The sequence below is a fragment of the Sporosarcina sp. E16_8 genome (genome assembly GCF_017347095.1).
Lineage (GTDB): Bacteria > Bacillota > Bacilli > Bacillales_A > Planococcaceae > Sporosarcina.
This window is the reverse complement of sequence record NZ_JADPRZ010000037.1, coordinates 1-15458: the sequence shown is the minus strand read 5'-3', so window position 1 is coordinate 15458 and position 15458 is coordinate 1. Positions and strand designations below refer to the sequence as shown.

Annotated in this window: 17 protein-coding genes; 9 read left to right on the top strand and 8 right to left on the bottom strand. The window is 40.8% G+C overall.

Annotated elements, in window-relative coordinates; all coding sequences use genetic code 11:
* Positions 1-11: 11 nt before the first annotated feature.
* From I2484_RS16130 to I2484_RS16120, 3 genes are all read right to left on the bottom strand, one after another.
* Positions 12-320, bottom strand: a complete 309-nt coding sequence (locus I2484_RS16130; protein ID WP_255485789.1) for a transposase — start codon at positions 318-320, stop codon at positions 12-14.
* 88 nt (positions 321-408) lie between these two features.
* On the bottom strand, positions 409-591 hold the full coding sequence (locus I2484_RS16125) for a putative motility protein (protein ID WP_207152074.1): 183 nt from the start codon (positions 589-591) through the stop codon (positions 409-411).
* A gap of 63 nt (positions 592-654) precedes the next feature.
* Positions 655-1104, bottom strand: a complete 450-nt coding sequence (locus I2484_RS16120; RefSeq protein ID WP_207152073.1) for a Dps family protein — start codon at positions 1102-1104, stop codon at positions 655-657.
* Between the two features lie 102 nt (positions 1105-1206).
* Here I2484_RS16120 and yidD point away from each other — a divergent pair, with 102 nt between their 5' ends.
* Together yidD and I2484_RS16110 are read left to right on the top strand one after the other, a co-directional pair.
* Positions 1207-1437, top strand: coding sequence for a membrane protein insertion efficiency factor YidD (gene yidD, locus I2484_RS16115; RefSeq protein WP_207152072.1), 231 nt, complete (start codon positions 1207-1209; stop codon positions 1435-1437).
* Positions 1438-1597: 160 nt separating this feature from the next.
* Positions 1598-2572: a metal ABC transporter substrate-binding protein gene (locus tag I2484_RS16110; RefSeq protein WP_207152071.1), complete on the top strand. Its 975-nt coding sequence runs from the start codon at positions 1598-1600 to the stop codon at positions 2570-2572.
* 137 nt (positions 2573-2709) lie between these two features.
* On the opposite strand, the gene I2484_RS16105 is transcribed toward I2484_RS16110, so the two are convergent.
* The 5 genes from I2484_RS16105 to I2484_RS16085 all read right to left on the bottom strand — a co-directional run bounded on the left by I2484_RS16105 (position 2710) and on the right by I2484_RS16085 (position 9095).
* The gene (locus I2484_RS16105) at positions 2710-4155 is read right to left on the bottom strand and encodes an o-succinylbenzoate--CoA ligase (protein WP_207152070.1); all 1446 of its coding nucleotides are present in this window, start codon (positions 4153-4155) and stop codon (positions 2710-2712) included.
* A gap of 196 nt (positions 4156-4351) precedes the next feature.
* Entirely contained in the window at positions 4352-5170 is an 819-nt protein-coding gene (menB, locus tag I2484_RS16100; protein ID WP_207152069.1) for a 1,4-dihydroxy-2-naphthoyl-CoA synthase, read from the bottom strand.
* Entirely contained in the window at positions 5167-6015 is an 849-nt protein-coding gene (gene menH, locus I2484_RS16095; RefSeq protein ID WP_346014209.1) for a 2-succinyl-6-hydroxy-2,4-cyclohexadiene-1-carboxylate synthase, read from the bottom strand. The genes menB and menH overlap by 4 nt, the downstream gene beginning before the upstream one ends.
* Positions 6005-7717 (bottom strand): 2-succinyl-5-enolpyruvyl-6-hydroxy-3-cyclohexene-1-carboxylic-acid synthase, encoded by a 1713-nt coding sequence (gene menD / locus I2484_RS16090; RefSeq protein ID WP_207152068.1) that lies wholly within the window; start codon positions 7715-7717, stop codon positions 6005-6007. Before menD ends, menH begins: the two co-directional genes overlap by 11 nt.
* Complete coding sequence (locus I2484_RS16085; protein WP_207152067.1) at positions 7710-9095, bottom strand: isochorismate synthase; 1386 nt, start codon at positions 9093-9095, stop codon at positions 7710-7712. Before I2484_RS16085 ends, menD begins: the two co-directional genes overlap by 8 nt.
* A 164-nt stretch (positions 9096-9259) precedes the next feature.
* Between I2484_RS16085 and I2484_RS16080 the strand changes: the two genes are divergently transcribed.
* The 7 genes from I2484_RS16080 to I2484_RS16050 all read left to right on the top strand — a co-directional run bounded on the left by I2484_RS16080 (position 9260) and on the right by I2484_RS16050 (position 14525).
* On the top strand, positions 9260-10171 hold the full coding sequence (locus tag I2484_RS16080) for a 1,4-dihydroxy-2-naphthoate polyprenyltransferase (RefSeq protein WP_207152066.1): 912 nt from the start codon (positions 9260-9262) through the stop codon (positions 10169-10171).
* A gap of 181 nt (positions 10172-10352) precedes the next feature.
* On the top strand, positions 10353-11075 hold the full coding sequence (locus tag I2484_RS16075; RefSeq protein ID WP_207152065.1) for a TraR/DksA C4-type zinc finger protein: 723 nt from the start codon (positions 10353-10355) through the stop codon (positions 11073-11075).
* A 231-nt stretch (positions 11076-11306) separates the two neighbouring features.
* Positions 11307-11726 carry a DUF4362 domain-containing protein gene (locus I2484_RS16070; RefSeq protein ID WP_346014208.1) on the top strand — a complete coding sequence of 140 codons (420 nt, stop codon included), beginning with the start codon at positions 11307-11309 and terminating at the stop codon, positions 11724-11726.
* Between the two features lie 118 nt (positions 11727-11844).
* Entirely contained in the window at positions 11845-12090 is a 246-nt protein-coding gene (locus I2484_RS16065) for a CpXC domain-containing protein (protein WP_207152064.1), read from the top strand.
* Positions 12091-12092: 2 nt separating this feature from the next.
* Complete coding sequence (locus I2484_RS16060; protein WP_207152063.1) at positions 12093-12692, top strand: hypothetical protein; 600 nt, start codon at positions 12093-12095, stop codon at positions 12690-12692.
* Between the two features lie 738 nt (positions 12693-13430).
* Positions 13431-13655, top strand: a complete 225-nt coding sequence (locus tag I2484_RS16055; protein ID WP_207152062.1) for a hypothetical protein — start codon at positions 13431-13433, stop codon at positions 13653-13655.
* 528 nt (positions 13656-14183) lie between these two features.
* Positions 14184-14525: a hypothetical protein gene (locus I2484_RS16050; RefSeq protein WP_207152061.1), complete on the top strand. Its 342-nt coding sequence runs from the start codon at positions 14184-14186 to the stop codon at positions 14523-14525.
* The last annotated feature ends 933 nt before the right edge of the window (positions 14526-15458 follow it).

Genomic DNA, 15458 nt, shown 5'->3' with positions numbered 1-15458 from the left:
CAGCAACCCTTTCAACGAAAATACGGAAGCTTTTCGATAAACCGCTTCGACTTGTCATCTGTAAATTCATGAATAAGCGCATAGATCTTCATCGTACGTTGATCGACGTTGTAATTATTTCGACCAAAATGATAAGGCATAAACGGTAAGTGCGACCTCAGGAAATTTCGGAATTCGAGTTCATCTATCTGTTTAAATAAACGTTGAAAAATTGGAACATACTCACTTTCAACATTGACTTCAAATTCCCACGGCGAATCATCCGGGTAATTGTATACTTGCTGATTTACGACAGAAACATACATTTTGTATTTCTCCATGCTACACCATCCTTTTTTCTTTTTAGCATGGCTTAGTATGAAAAAAGCATGCATCTCCTTTTACTGGAGATGCATGCTTTTTAGCAATTTACGCTTGTACGTCAACCGATGCTCCCTTGTGAGGATGGGTCGCAACAGGCTGATTTTGTAAGCTATTTAACATTTCTGTTGCCGCTGCCGTGTTCATTGAAAGTGCATTATTTAACACGCTCATCTTAACAGTCGATTGTAAACTTCTCAATTGACTTGCCATGATGGAATTCATATCCATTGTCCATCACTCCTTTCACAAGCCTTTTATCGGCATTTACCTGCGATTTTCAATGAAATGCGCTTATTTATTGTCTTCACCAAGGAATGCATTCAGCATCCATTGATGTTTTTCGATACTCTGATGGGTTGCATTCAACAAGTCCTCGGTCATACCATCGCCATCTTTCGCGGCAAACTCCATGCCTTTTTTCAATGATTTCATAATTCCACCGAAATCACTTGCAATGGTTTGCACCATTTCATCAGTCTTCTCTTCACCAGTCGCTTCTTTTACAACCGACTGTTCCAGATGCTCTTTTAACGTAGCTACGGGATCTCCACCAAGCGTCAAAATACGTTCTGCGATTTCGTCCATATGCAATGTTGCTTCATTGTAGAGTTCTTCGAATTTTACATGCAAGGTGAAAAATTGATGTCCTTTTACATACCAGTGATAGTTATGGAGCTTCGCATACATGACCGACCATGTAGATACTTGGATATTCAATTCATTAATAAGTTCTTTCGACATAAAAAACTCTCCCCTTATTGTTAAATATAATTCATCTCTCTGTTAATTTACCACCGAAGCATCTACAATAAACATCGAGGCATTAATAAGGAGTTTTTTTAAATGAAAAGTATTTTAATTGGCTTCATTAAACTTTATCAAAAAGTGATTTCTCCACTTACACCACCTTCATGCCGTTTTTATCCCACTTGTTCCCACTATGGGATCGAGGCGGTCGAAAAGCATGGTGCACTAAAGGGTTCATGGCTTGCGGTACGTAGAATTTCAAAATGCCATCCGTTCCACGAGGGTGGATTTGATCCTGTTCCAGATAATGATGTGCATAAAAAGTGATCTTTTCAGACAAAACGGATTGACATAATTGTCGAGCCGTTTTTTTCGACTTAAAATAAATCCGCTTATTTAGTTGCCAAATTAGGAACTCTCTTGTATGATAAAAAAGTCAGTTAGACAAATCGTAATCATTACTATTAAGACGCGGAGGATATATCTAATGAATAAGAAACTATTTTTCATCATTTCATTTCTAACAATTATACTGCTCAGTGCTTGTGGCGAGAAATCCACACTTACAAAAAATGCGGATACTGGGAAAGAGAAATTGTCTATTTATACAACAGTATACCCCCTACAATACTTTACAGAACAAATCGGTGGCGACCACGTTGATGTGAAATCCATCTATCCCGCTGGTGCGGATGAACATACTTTTGATCCTACACAAAAAGATATGATGGCACTTGCGGACTCGGATTTATTTTTCTATATCGGACTTGGCCTTGAAGGCTTTGTGGAAAACGCCGAAAAAACCATGAAAAATCAACATGTAAAAATGATCGCAACAGCGGAGACAATTCCTGATGAGATGCTGGGCGAAGGTCATAGCGATGAAGATCACGACGAAGATGGTGAGCAAGGACACGAAGGTCATGATCATGGCGGTGTCGATCCTCATGTATGGATTTCACCACTGCTAAGTGTCGATCTTGCGACTTCTATCAAAGATGCATTGATTGCATCAAAACCTGAAATAAAAGACGAATTTGAGAAGAACTATGAACAACTGAATGCCAAACTTGTCGAACTCGATAGCAAATTTAAAGTGATGGCATCCAATGTCCCTTCTAAAACGTTCTTTGTATCACATGCGTCATTTGGTTATCTTGCCGATTCGTATGGACTTGAACAAGTCGCAATTGCAGGACTGAACTCACAGAGTGAGCCTTCCCAAAAGCAATTAGCACAAATTGTAAAAAACGCAAAAGACCACAACATTCACTATGTGCTATTTGAACAAAATGTATCATCGAAGCTAACAGATGTCGTACGGAAAGAAATCGGCGCTGAATCACTCATGCTTCATAATCTTGGTGTATTAACAGTGGATGATATAAAAAACAACGAAGACTATTTTTCTTTGATGGAACAAAATATTGAAACACTGAAGAAAGCGTTAAGTGGAAAGTAAATGAAGAAAGGCTGTGCCGTATGCCAGGTTTAAACTGGTATATGGGACAGCCTTTTTATGTGTTTGAGTGGATTGCTGCGACAGTCTGGAGTTCCCCTGATAGTTCATCGAGTTGCAATGACAATTCGACGTCACGCCTACTCCAATTCCACCAACTCTTTCAATTTACGACGCAATAACTTATTTGATCCATTACGCGGCAGTTCATCAACGAATTGAAATGATTTCGGTACTTTGAAACGCGCCAATCGCTCTTCACAATACGCTATCAAATCATCTTCAGTCACATCTCCTGATACTACGACAAATGCGACCGGAACACTTCCCCACTCGGAATGTGATTTCCCGCAAACGCCTGCCTCTCGAATATTCGGATGTGCTGCCAGTACATTTTCAATTTCAGCAGGATAAATATTTTCGCCTCCTGAAATGATCAAGTCGGATCTTCTGTCAACAATATACAAATAACCTTCCGCATCGAAATAACCGATATCGCCAGTCGGAAGCCAGCCATTTTCCAATGGATCTACTTCTTCAAAACGACCGATATATCCAGGTGTGACATGCGGACCGCGTATAAATACTTCGCCTTTTTCACCTGGAGTTTCTGTATTTTTGATTTTGATTTGATTGAAGAACAACGGTTTGCCTGCCGAGCCCATTTTCCTCATTGCATCGCTTGCTGCTAAGGTCGCTGTTTGTGAACTAGTTTCTGTCATGCCATACGTTTGGAGAACAGGAACTTCAAGTGCTTTTGCCCGCTTCAAATAGTCAATTGGAACGGGACCACCTCCTGCTAGCATCGATTTAAATGATGGGTGTGCGACACTATTTTCCTTTTCCAGTTCACGCAGAACTTTATCCAATGTAAGCGATACAACAGACATCCGTGTGACGGATCCATCCCCTACTGCTCTCGCGGACTTGATGGCATCAAACTTTTCATGCAACTGAACCTCCATTCCATAAAGTACAGAACGAACAAGTATCGAGAACCCGCTAATATGGAATAAAGGCATTGCACAAAGCCAGACATCGCCTTCATCAAGCCCTAGGTTTAGAACAGACGACAGTGCACTCGAGACGTGATTACCTGCTGTCTGACGAACCCCCTTTGGAAATCCTGTTGTGCCCGATGTATACATAATCGTAATGGTCCTGTCTGAGTGCCAAGTATCCTGGATGACAAATGGGTGTTCAGCACTGCCTTTAATCGTAGAGAATAGTAGCTGACGTACCGGCGTATCCGCAACAACACTACTCAGTTCATTCGACACAATAACCGTCGTCGCGCCTGAATCATCCAATTGATACGCGATTTCTTTTTTCGTCAATCGACTGTTTAGCATAACAATTTCAAGGCCTGCCAGCATACATGCGTGAATGATGACCACCATTTCAGCATTGGAGAACCCCAGCAATGCAATCCGTTGCCCTTCATTTAAACTGTTAGCCCTCAATTTTCGTGCAAGAATCACCGCTTCATCTTTTAACTGTCCAAATGTCCACTTTTCCTCTTCGAACGATAAAGCTACTTTATCGGGCGTTAAATATGCCCGTTGCATTAACCAATTTGGAATCATGCCATCACCATCCATTCAGAAAAAGCTGCCCGATTAGAGGCAGCTTTCTTAGTTTTTATTCAGTTTCATCTCTGTCTAGACTTCAGGCGCCAGCCCCTCGAGTCGCTTCAGTCTTGCTGAAAAGGCAAAGCCCGCCTTTATCTGCAAGCCTTCCAGCGCTTTTCGGGGCTAAACGGCGCCTTACGCTTTTCTTTGATCAAGGAAAACGTGGGAATTGTCCGAAGTCCGGTTTGCGTTTTTCTTTGAACGCGTCACGGCCTTCTTTTGCTTCGTCAGTTGTGTAATAGAGAAGAGTTGCGTCACCAGCCAATTGTTGAAGACCAGCAAGTCCGTCCGTATCCGCATTCATTGCTGCTTTGACGAAACGAAGTGCCGTAGGGCTCATGCCAAGCATCTCTTGACACCATTGAACCGTCTCGTCTTCCAGTTGTTCATAAGGAACTACCGTGTTGACTAGACCCATGTCGAGTGCTTCCTGTGCGTTATATTGACGGCATAGGAACCAAATTTCGCGCGCTTTCTTATGACCGATAATTCGTGCCAAGTAGCCCGAACCGTAACCCGCGTCGAATGAACCGACTTTAGGTCCAGTTTGTCCGAAAACTGCATTTTCTGCTGCAATCGTCAAATCACAAACGACATGGAGTACATGTCCGCCACCGATTGCATAGCCCGCAACCATTGCTACAACCGGTTTCGGAATAACTCGGATTAAACGCTGTAAGTCCAAGACGTTTAGACGCGGAATATCATCGTCTCCCACATAACCGCCATGCCCTCGCACGGATTGGTCTCCGCCTGAACAGAATGCTTTCTCGCCTTCGCCTGTTAATACGATGACTCCAATGCTTTGGTCGTCTCGTGCGCGCGAAAATGCGTCGATTAATTCCGATACCGTTTTCGGACGGAATGCATTACGCACTTCCGGACGGTTAATTGTTACTTTTGCAATCCCGCCATACTGTTCGTATTTGATGTCTTCGTATGTACGTATCGTTTCCCATTGACGTGTCATAGTGACCCTCCTCGATTTTTCAACTCTGAAATATGCTTCACTATCATTGTAGCAAATGTAGCCGGTTTTTCCACATGAATTGCATGTCCAGCATGTTCTATCGTTTCGTGACGGACAGTAGGGAAATTTCTTTGCATTTCCCGGGAAATATTTACGAACTTCGTGTCGAGTTCCCCCGTTATGAGCAAAACCGGAAGATTGATTGTTCCTAGGCTCTCCCAATAAGAAACTTGGCTGCCTGTTCCAATCCCACGTAAGCTGTTCGCAAGGCCGATTTCACTCTGACTAAGTCGTTCATTTCTCACAGCCAGCTGTTTTTCTTCTGACAAATTCTTCTGAGACGCGAACAAGGGAATATTTCCCCAAAAATCGATGAATGTTGGCAATCCGTCCGTTAAGATTTTTTCTGACAGCCGTCTGTCAGCTACTTGTCGTTCTTCTCTTTCCACTTTCGTCTTCAATCCTGGGGAGGAACTCTCGAGAATCAACGACGATACCCGTTTCGAATGATGTGCCGTATACGCTAGTGCAACGCGTCCCCCCATCGAATAACCAACTAAGATGAATTGATCAAGAGAAAGCTCAGTAAACAGTTCCTCTAGGTCCTCGACTTGCTGGTCCATGGAGTAGCGGTCAATGTCTTCCGGAATAGTCGATTTCCCATGTCCCGTCAAATCGACAGCTATTGTCCGGTATTTACCTTTGAGCAACTTTGTAATATCACGCCATGATGTGGTGCTCCCCGTAAAGCCATGTAAAAAAACGATGGTAGTCAGATTCTCTTCACCTATGATTTCCACATGTATATTAATGCCACGTATACGGATAGTCTTTTCATACATCATGATCAAGCCTGTCCGTGATTTGTGTCCATAGGTCACGGTGAGCTTTCACATTCGCTTGACGATTCGTGAACACTTCAATAATACGCACAGGTTTTACCTTTGCTTTAACGAGTTCCATTTCGAACTCTTTTGGCGTGTGGATTGCCGCATACTGAGCATCATACATTGCTGCAATATGACCGAATGTTAAGCCTGTTGGCGTACCAAATAACTCTTCGAAATGATTACCCGCTTCAGCTTGAGGTAGGTACGAGAAGATTCCGCCTCCATCGTTATTGATAATGACAATAGTCAAATCTGCCTCGTGGAAACGAGTAACAATCAGCCCGTTGACATCATGCAAGAACGATAAATCGCCAATTAACAGCCATGTAGGTCGCTTTCTTGCCGCCTGGATACCAAATGCTGTCGATACAACACCATCGATACCATTCGTCCCGCGATTTGCAAAAATTGTGATGTCCTTATCCGTCTTCCTGAAAAACGTGTCAACATCACGGATTGGCATGCTGCTGCCGCTTACGAGGTCGCTCCCTGTGGGAAGATGCTCAACTAACATTTTCGCAAATATCCCTTCATCGCCAGCAACACCCTCATGATTATTTGTAATCCCAGATGCCACGTCATTCGCCGTCGTCCACAACTCCGTATAAGATGTCTTTGGTTTATCCACAATAATTTGCATGACTGTTTCCGATGATGTTTGGATATGATGCGTCACAACGCCGAGCGAATCCCTGAATTCCGGCGATTCATCCACGGCAATAACTGTAGCTGGCCGTACTTTTTTCAAGTAAATCGACAACGGCTTCGCTATTGGCTGTGCACCAAAACGAATTACAGTATCAGGTACGGCTTTCTCTTTGAATACATCACTTTTTAATAACGCATCATAATGATCGATACAAAGCGCAAGGCATTGTTCGGGCACTTCTGTGCGAAGATTCGATAGTGGGTCGCATAATACTGGCCATTTCAGTGCTTTGGCAAAGTTCCAAAATGCTGTTTTATCGAACCCTATCTGCATTTCGCCAGCAATGATAAAGCCTTTTTCTGACGTTGCAAGTAACTGTGAAATTTGTTGGGCAGTAGATGCCTCCAAGCTATCTACACTTTTAAATTGTTTTTGGAAAGTCGTTTTCGGCGTTTCCCTATCAAAATCGATAAGCAGTGGTTCCCGGAACGGCACATTTAAGTGAACTGGTCCGTTTGGAGCTGAAGTTGCAACTGACAACGCACGACTGACATGCCGCTCGATAAAGTCTTCGATATCCGGATTATTTTCAGCAAGCGGGAAATCTACACTGTATTTCACATGCTTACCATACATTCGGATTTGATCGATCGCCTGCGGAGCACCGACTTCCCTTAATTCATGCGGACGGTCTGCCGTAATGACGATAAGCGGGATACGGGCATAATACGCTTCTGTTACAGCAGGATGATAATTCGATGCCGCGGTACCTGACGTACAGAGAAGGACGACAGGATTACCTGATGCCTTAGCCAAACCTAATGCAAAATAGGCAGCCGATCGTTCATCGACTTGCATATAGACATCAAGGCCTTCCGTAGAAGCGAAAGCATAAGCGAGTGGTGTCGAACGAGAACCCGGGCTAATAACTACCGCTTCCACATCCGCCATCATCAGAGCAGCCGTCATTCTTCGAACATAATCCGTCAAAACTGTACGGTTATCCATTCAGTTTTCCTCCAAGCGCCCGCATAACAGGTCTGAATTTCACCCATGTTTCATCGTATTCTATATCTGGTTCAGAATCTGCTACAATTCCTCCGCCTGCGTACAAGTATGCACGATCACCGTCAAGAAGTGCGGAACGGATTGCCACAGCGAATTCACCATTTCCAGCAGTATCTGTCCAACCAATTGGTGCAGCATAATAACCCCGATCTAAGTTTTCCTCAGAACGGATTATTTCCATCGCTATATCAGTTGGGACACCTCCAAGTGCCGGTGTCGGGTGAAGTGCTTTAACCAAACTGAATATATCAGTTCCTTGTTCAACTTTGCCTTCAACTGGCGTAAACAAATGCTGAATATCACGTACTTTCATCAGTTTCGGTACTTTCGAAATTTTGATGTCCGTACAAAATGTTTTAAACACTTGTGAAATCATATTAACGACATATTGATGCTCTTCCCGATTTTTGCTATCTTCAAGAAGTTCGTTGCCAAGTTCGCGGTCTTCGGCTGCCGATTTGCCTCGTTTAATGGAGCCCGCGACACATGACGAATACGCACGGCCATTTGATATTTCAATTAAACGTTCAGGCGTAGCACCAAAAAATAATTGGCCGTCCTTTTGCAATCCAAAATGATAACTTTCCTGCTGTTCATTTGATATATGATGTAGTGCGGTGACAGCCGGCACTTCATCTGCAAAATTAAGTTTTACCGAACGTGCAATTACCACTTTTTCAGCTTCACCATTATTAATTTTCTTTGTGACATCTGCAACGGTTTTCATATAATGTTCTTTCGTAAGTTCCTCTATTGACACAACTTTCGGTTTTGTAAGTAAAGCGGATTCCTCGACTTGTGCGATATGAATTAGACGATCTCTTTCATCCCTTAACTTTTCAAACTGTTTTGCCGCATCGTCGCTCTTTGTTACAAGGTTAATGGAAATTTCCGTCTTGCCATTCGTAATTGACAACTGGAAAGAAGGTACAACGAAATGAGCCGATGGAAATGCATTCCACTCTGATTGCTTAACACTTTTCGGATCAAACGAGAAACCTCCAAAAAGAACAGGTTCCCGATCATTTTCTTCTTTAATAAGTGCACTACATAACTTTTTCCAACTTGTTGAAATATATGTGAAACGATCATCCGTTCCATCACTTGTTAATACCGTAGCATGTCCAATTCCAACAAGTGTTAATGTTTTATCTGCATTTTGCCAATAGAACCGTTCATCTTTATAACACGAATCTCCTGCTTCAAAAAATGCTAGTGGTGAAATTCGCCCCGCATCGACAGTTTCTGCAAAAAAGCGTAACTCATTCTGCCTAACTTTTAATTGAGATTCACGGGTAGCCGTCAACTTCCGAGTCATTATTTTCCCTCCGTACATTCATTCGACTGATTAAGAGCATATACCTATATTCTATCATACCGAATCCGCATCGTTTGAGCACATAATAAGCAATCCATATGTTCACTCCACCCATTTTGGAGTACAATGGATAGGGTCATTAAAAGGATAGGGAGAGAACTATATTGCAACAGACAATAAAAGCGGATACAGGCTGGCGTATTTGGTGGCAGCTTACACGTCCACATACACTTACAGCAGCTTTTGCACCTGTATTTCTTGGTACCATGATTGCACTAACTTACGGGAAAATACATTTCCCTTTATTCTTCGCCATGCTCATCGCAAGTGTCTTCATCCAAATGGCAACGAATATGTTCAATGAATATTATGATTTTAAAAGAGGGCTTGATACAGAACAATCTATTGGCATCGGCGGTACGATCGTCCGTAATGGCGTGAAACCAAAAACCGTATTAAATCTTGCCTTTATGCTTTACGGGATTTCCGTCCTTATCGGTATTTATATTTGTATGGAAACCTCGTGGATGCTCGCCGTCGTCGGTGTCCTGTCAATGATGGTTGGCTACTTTTATACGGGTGGACCATATCCCATCGCCTACACGCCATTCGGAGAACTGTTTTCCGGTGTTGTCATGGGAATGCTACTAATCCTTATTGCGTTTTATATCCAGACAGAAACAGTAACGACAGAAGCGGTTCTGCTATCCATCCCAAGTATGTTGCTCGTCGCCGGTATCATGTTGGCAAATAATATACGTGATTTAGAAGGCGATAAGCAAGGCGGACGAAAAACTCTCGCTATTCTTGTTGGCCGTTCCAATGCAATTACAATCCTGATGCTATTTTTCATTATTTCCTATGGCTGGATTATTGCAATGATTCTCTTTGGTCATCTTACTCCATGGGCACTGCTTGTATTTATTAGTGTCAAAAAGCCGGCTATGGCGATTACCGTGTTCCGAAGAAACCACATCCCAATACATGTAATGCCCGCGATGAAAAACACTGCAGTTACGAATACTTTATTCGGCTTGTTATTAGGCATCGGCATACTCATTGGACATCTACTCTAACTACTAAAAAGCCCGAAACATCGATGTTCATCGATGCTTCGGGCTTTTTAATAGTAGCATGTTTAAATGGATAGAAATAAAGGGAAGTGTATTAACGACAGTCATTAATCTTTGCTTTTGTTTGTTAAGCTCGATGTATATGAGCATACTATTGTTATTACTAAAAAGGACGTGACAAAACGTGTTGAACGATAAACAAAAAGCCACTCTTAAAAATGAGTTATATGAAATGAAGGAACATTTAACAATAACAGCAGAAGAAACAGATATTAAAGAAAGTGCTCAAGAAGATTCTGGCGAGCTGTCGATGTATGACAACCATCCCGCTGATTTAGGCACTGAACTCTATGACAGAGAAAAAGACATGGCCCTGCACGTACACGCTGGCTCTGAATTAGATAAAGTGGCAAGCGCCTTACAAGCGATGGAGGACGGTTCTTACGGGAAGTGTGAAGTTTGCCAAAAAGATATACCATTTGAGCGGCTTGAAGCAGTTCCTTACACAACTCTTTGCATCGACCATGCGACGGAACAAGAAGTCCCCCACGACCGACCTGTCGAAGAGGATACGCTTACCATGGCCAACCCCAATTCATTTTCCGGAGCAGCCCGAGATGGCGAAGACAGCTTCCAGGAAATCGCAAAATCCGGAACGTCAGAAACCCCTTCCGATTTCAGCGGGGATCACGATAACTATAATACATTATACGACAGCGGAATTTCAGATGGTGCAACCGAAAAATTTGAAGAATTCACAGGTACCGATATAAATGGACAGGCACGCGGCTTCATCAGATCTGATGCCTCTGAGAAATATGAAGCGGAACTGGATGATGAAGGAATCGAATCCCCTCTCGGAGACATTCCTTATCATGAAAAAGACGGTTATATTGAGGATAAATAGAAGTGAAAGAAACTCCTAAAGCTATTTTTTATAACCAGTAAAGAGGTACTAAACTTTGACTAACACCGCAGATATCAAAACAACTAACACTAAATTCAAGTATAAATTAGCATTGCTTTTAGCAGTGCTTTTTTCATTTGTTTATCGAAGTATTCCAACAATAAAAGGGAATTAATTATTAACATGGTAAGATTATTGAAAGATGCAATTTTAAAATTCTAAATAACGGAGGTGAAATTTTTAAGAAGAATTTCAATCCTTGCATCCATAATGCTGTTAGCAACATTGGTTGCCTGTCAATCAGTTAAAGATAGCGATATTGTATTCAGTCAAGAAGGTGAAATAACAAGTAACTTGGATAAACTTTTGAAGTTCATTCAAAATGTCGAAAATGGTAATGAAGATACAATACACATCGTGAGAAGAACAACAGAGGGCGACCCAATTTTCGATACTTTAGATTATAACGGCGAAAGTATTAAGTATTCCCACGATAATTCCAAGGATAAATTTGGAGGTTCTGATAAAGGAGTAACGAATACAACCTGTACAGACCTCGGTAGTGAAAATACTGAAAAGGGAATAAAATACTCTTTAACCGGCTGTTCTTCTAATATTGGAAAATATTTCGATTTTGAAATTCCGGAATAAATACTCATATAATTTAACAGAACAAAAGGTGCTTATCCACGGGAAAAGCAGAATATGCTCCCGCAATCGGGCGGAATTTGGATATTATCGAAGCTTAGAAAAGGAAGGATGTCGTAAATTGGTCAGAAGACGTGGTAATTATGAAATAAGGATTGTAGGTAAACAGCTAAGCTGTCCTCACTGTGACGGTGCCATTTTTAGTCATCGGGAAGTATATATTGATGTAGTACCGTTTGTTGATGAAGAGCAAAAGCAGCAATTAACACTGCAATCTTTTACTTGCAAAGACTGTGGTAATATTCAGCAGTTCCAACAACTAACGAAAGGGATGGAAACGAATATCGTTTACAAACAGGTAGATTAGATATGGTAGAAGATTTAAGCTGTGAGGAAAGTCAAATTACTATTTTGAACCGTCCGCTTATTTGTCTTTTCTGCGAGCATGATGTATTTATTCCGTATAGGACATACAGAAATGTGGAAAAGCCAGGGATTGATGTGTTTTTTGTAAACTATACGGCAGTATGTACGGATTGTGGTGGTGTGATACAGTTTGTAGATCCGAGCTACTTTAATAATCGAGAGGGTGTTTACGTCTGGGCTTTTGATCAAACTCTCCTTCATACACGTCCCCCAGAGCCAGCTATTATTCGCATAGTAGATGAGGTAACATTGCAGGCACAAAAAAAGTGCTTACATTTAGCACTTCGGCTACTCGTGCAAGAGAAAAGTGTAGTTGATACAGTGCTTTCCTTAGCCGAGGAGGAAGAGTATTGTAAAGTAATAGCATTATTGGAGTCAAAAACGTGTCAGTTAGTTGAAGAAATCAATGCTGAAAAATGTTTAGCATCAGTGCTAAATCAGTTAATGACGCACCGTATCGTCGACAGTAATCAATTGCTCTCCATCGTAATAAATGAAAGCTATCCAGGAATTGAGCCATTTTTAAAGCAGTATATAAAATGAAAAAGCCTACAGTTGGTTCAAAGCAAGTTATAGCGTGATGAAATCACATATAGATTTATAATAATAAATTTCAACTATACAACGGAGGATAGGAATGATGGAGCCATGTTTCCTGACACTATCCCATCAATACTCCTGCATGCGGAATGATAGACCTCATGGCTGAAAAACTAGATATGGTGAGAATAGTTCCTCTATGAAGGAACTGACGAACTTCCGAAGGTACAGTCTTATGGCAAAATGCATTTGGCCTTATGAGGGTAGGGGTACGACCAGTGAAACCTCTGTAATAGAGGTGGAGGAACAACCCCAAGTCTAGCGAAATGGAATGATTATTTTCCAAACGTTCGTCGCACCGATCGGGTAAGAATGTGGGATTCCCACAGTGCGAGCACTTAGCGGAAAGAATTTATGAACTCTATTTGTCTAAGGGTAACGAGGAACTTATAGTCTAGTACAAATCGTCAGATGGAACGCGGAATGACGGGAAACTGTCACGTTCCGTGTGGAGCAGGGAAAAAGCTGGAGAATACTTCAAATGCTTACCTATTGCCAACTTTACTTGATCAAAAGGGACTTCTTAGGGAGCTCTTTCTTCTTAAACTAACGGGGCAGGTTAGTTTAAGAAGAAAAATGGATTTTTGTTTATTTTAAATGGAAAATTTATATAAAATTGAAACATATATATGTTTCAAACGTATTAAAGTAAAGCAACAGGTTAATTCGAGGGGGATAGAGTTGAAAATTTTAAAAATAATTCTTACTTTAGTTGTGATAGCAATTTCAGCATACGGTTTAATTACTAAAGATTTTTCGTATGGTCCAATATCATCTTTATTGCTTGGAATCTTGTTTGCAGTTTTAGGTATAGAGGAATTAAAAAATAGAGGTAAAAATAGCTGGGGAAAGTTTTATATAGCAGCATCTGTATTAATTATTGCGATGGCACTATTTAGTTTCTAATTAAATTTGAGTGTATTTTGCAAAAACTAAGTACAGAGAATTGCAAAGGATTCGTACATAGTTTTGCAAAGTATACTGCAGACTCCAAGTTGATTTGACATGGAGCCTCTACTGGCAAGATGCACGAGCCAAGAAGCCAGGCACCACAAGGACCTGGACCTGCCTCTGCCAATGCAGGCTATCACGCCCGCCTCTCCACGTAAAATCTTGCACAAATCGGTATGTGTTTTTCTTTGCAATTCTCTGCATCATCACATTGCAATACTATGTACTGTTATTTTGCATTACACATTTGAGGAGAAATTTTCTACTAATTTAATATTAAGTACTAAATAAATAACCAATTCTATTAGAGTTTGTTAAGTATCTTACTTACACTAACGAGGTGCTTTACTTCAAGAAGGAGTGTAGCCTTTTTTCTTATTGAACTAACGGGGCAGGGTAGTTGGACAGTTTTTTATAATTTGTGTTCAATAATCGGGCCAGGTTGTTGAACAACACCAATCAATCTACTTTTAGGAGTTTATAATGAAAAAAATTAATTTTTCCATAATTTTTAATTTAATAGTTCTTTTATATTTATTTGCAACTTTTTTTCTTCAAAATGAACTTTTGTTTGTAACTCGTATTGTTTTAATTGTTTTTACAATAGTATTTTTAGTGATTCAAATAAAAAAAGAGTATTTTTCAGTAAATAAAATGATGTTTATTATTTTCAGTGTGGTTATTATAATTGCTTTAGTAGTAAGTATTTTATTTGATAATACTTCAGCGAATAGCCTGACAAATAATAGATTTTTTTTAATCCCCGTATTTGTTTTTACTCTTGTTCGTATTATGTATAAAGATTTATATGATAATAACAAATAATAAAAATCTCCTTTTAGTTCATAAACTGAAAGGGGTTTTTGTTATAATAAGAGACGGTTAGTTGAAGAAAAATAAAGCTAATTAGCATTCTTGTTTCTATTTTCGTTATTCCATTATAAAGCGAAATTGTTTAATCAGTGACTCTGTTCTTCTTAAACTAACAGGTGCATTAGTTGGTGCATACGTTCCTGATTCAAATGAAATGTGGTCACACAATTTTGGTAAAGGTCAGGCAGTTTCAGGTTTCTAGAAATTGAAGGGTTATATCGAGAAGTCGAATGAGGAGGTAACGCCTTGGAAGGCTTCCCCTGCGTCGAATAGCACGCTGATTAGTAAGAAAAAGCGTGTTATCAGCTCGGCGAATAGGCGTGAGAATAGCGACTACATAACTTTTCTTCATATCAGTGAAAGTGGTGGCACAGTACCGTTGAAGCGTGTAATGAACGTGGAGGGATAGCCACTAGACTAATGAAAGATTCATTCAGCCATGCAAGACAGTTCTTCAATGGTTAATAAGGTTCTTGTAAGACTAATAGAGGTTCACCTTCCACTGGACGGCACCGACTTATTGTAACGAAAGAATTGAGGCACAGATGAAGAAACAATTTCAAAAGTGTTGATGACTGGATTGAATTGGATTAGTTGGAACGCCGTATCAAGCGAATGTTTCGCGTACGGTGTGAAGGTGTGGGAAAAGCTAGTCGAAGCCCTAAGCCAAGCGGCGAAGTTGCTTGGCTTAGGGCCAGAGGCATCCCCTAGCGCCGCAGCGATTTCAAAGGCGATCTTTATTTCAGCAAATATAGTTATTAATTGGTTCTTTGTCAAATGACGTTGGTGAAGAATAGTAGCTAACCATAACTTAGTTATTGTCGGGCTATCCTGGAAGTCAGTAAAGCTGATTTTTCAGGATAGTCCTTTTTCATATAGTCTTCC

Excerpts from the sequence above, each read along its gene's own strand:
- I2484_RS16130 (WP_255485789.1), bottom strand. The coding sequence starts at position 320 with ATGGAGAAATACAAAATGTATGTTTCTGTCGTAAATCAGCAAGTATAC.
- I2484_RS16125 (WP_207152074.1), bottom strand. The coding sequence starts at position 591 with ATGGATATGAATTCCATCATGGCAAGTCAATTGAGAAGTTTACAATCG.
- I2484_RS16120 (WP_207152073.1), bottom strand. The coding sequence starts at position 1,104 with ATGTCGAAAGAACTTATTAATGAATTGAATATCCAAGTATCTACATGG.
- yidD (WP_207152072.1), top strand. The coding sequence starts at position 1,207 with ATGAAAAGTATTTTAATTGGCTTCATTAAACTTTATCAAAAAGTGATT.
- I2484_RS16110 (WP_207152071.1), top strand. The coding sequence starts at position 1,598 with ATGAATAAGAAACTATTTTTCATCATTTCATTTCTAACAATTATACTG.
- I2484_RS16105 (WP_207152070.1), bottom strand. The coding sequence starts at position 4,155 with ATGATTCCAAATTGGTTAATGCAACGGGCATATTTAACGCCCGATAAA.
- menB (WP_207152069.1), bottom strand. The coding sequence starts at position 5,170 with ATGACACGTCAATGGGAAACGATACGTACATACGAAGACATCAAATAC.
- menH (WP_346014209.1), bottom strand. The coding sequence starts at position 6,015 with ATGATGTATGAAAAGACTATCCGTATACGTGGCATTAATATACATGTG.
- menD (WP_207152068.1), bottom strand. The coding sequence starts at position 7,717 with ATGGATAACCGTACAGTTTTGACGGATTATGTTCGAAGAATGACGGCT.
- I2484_RS16085 (WP_207152067.1), bottom strand. The coding sequence starts at position 9,095 with ATGACTCGGAAGTTGACGGCTACCCGTGAATCTCAATTAAAAGTTAGG.
- I2484_RS16060 (WP_207152063.1), top strand. The coding sequence starts at position 12,093 with ATGGTAGAAGATTTAAGCTGTGAGGAAAGTCAAATTACTATTTTGAAC.
- I2484_RS16050 (WP_207152061.1), top strand. The coding sequence starts at position 14,184 with ATGAAAAAAATTAATTTTTCCATAATTTTTAATTTAATAGTTCTTTTA.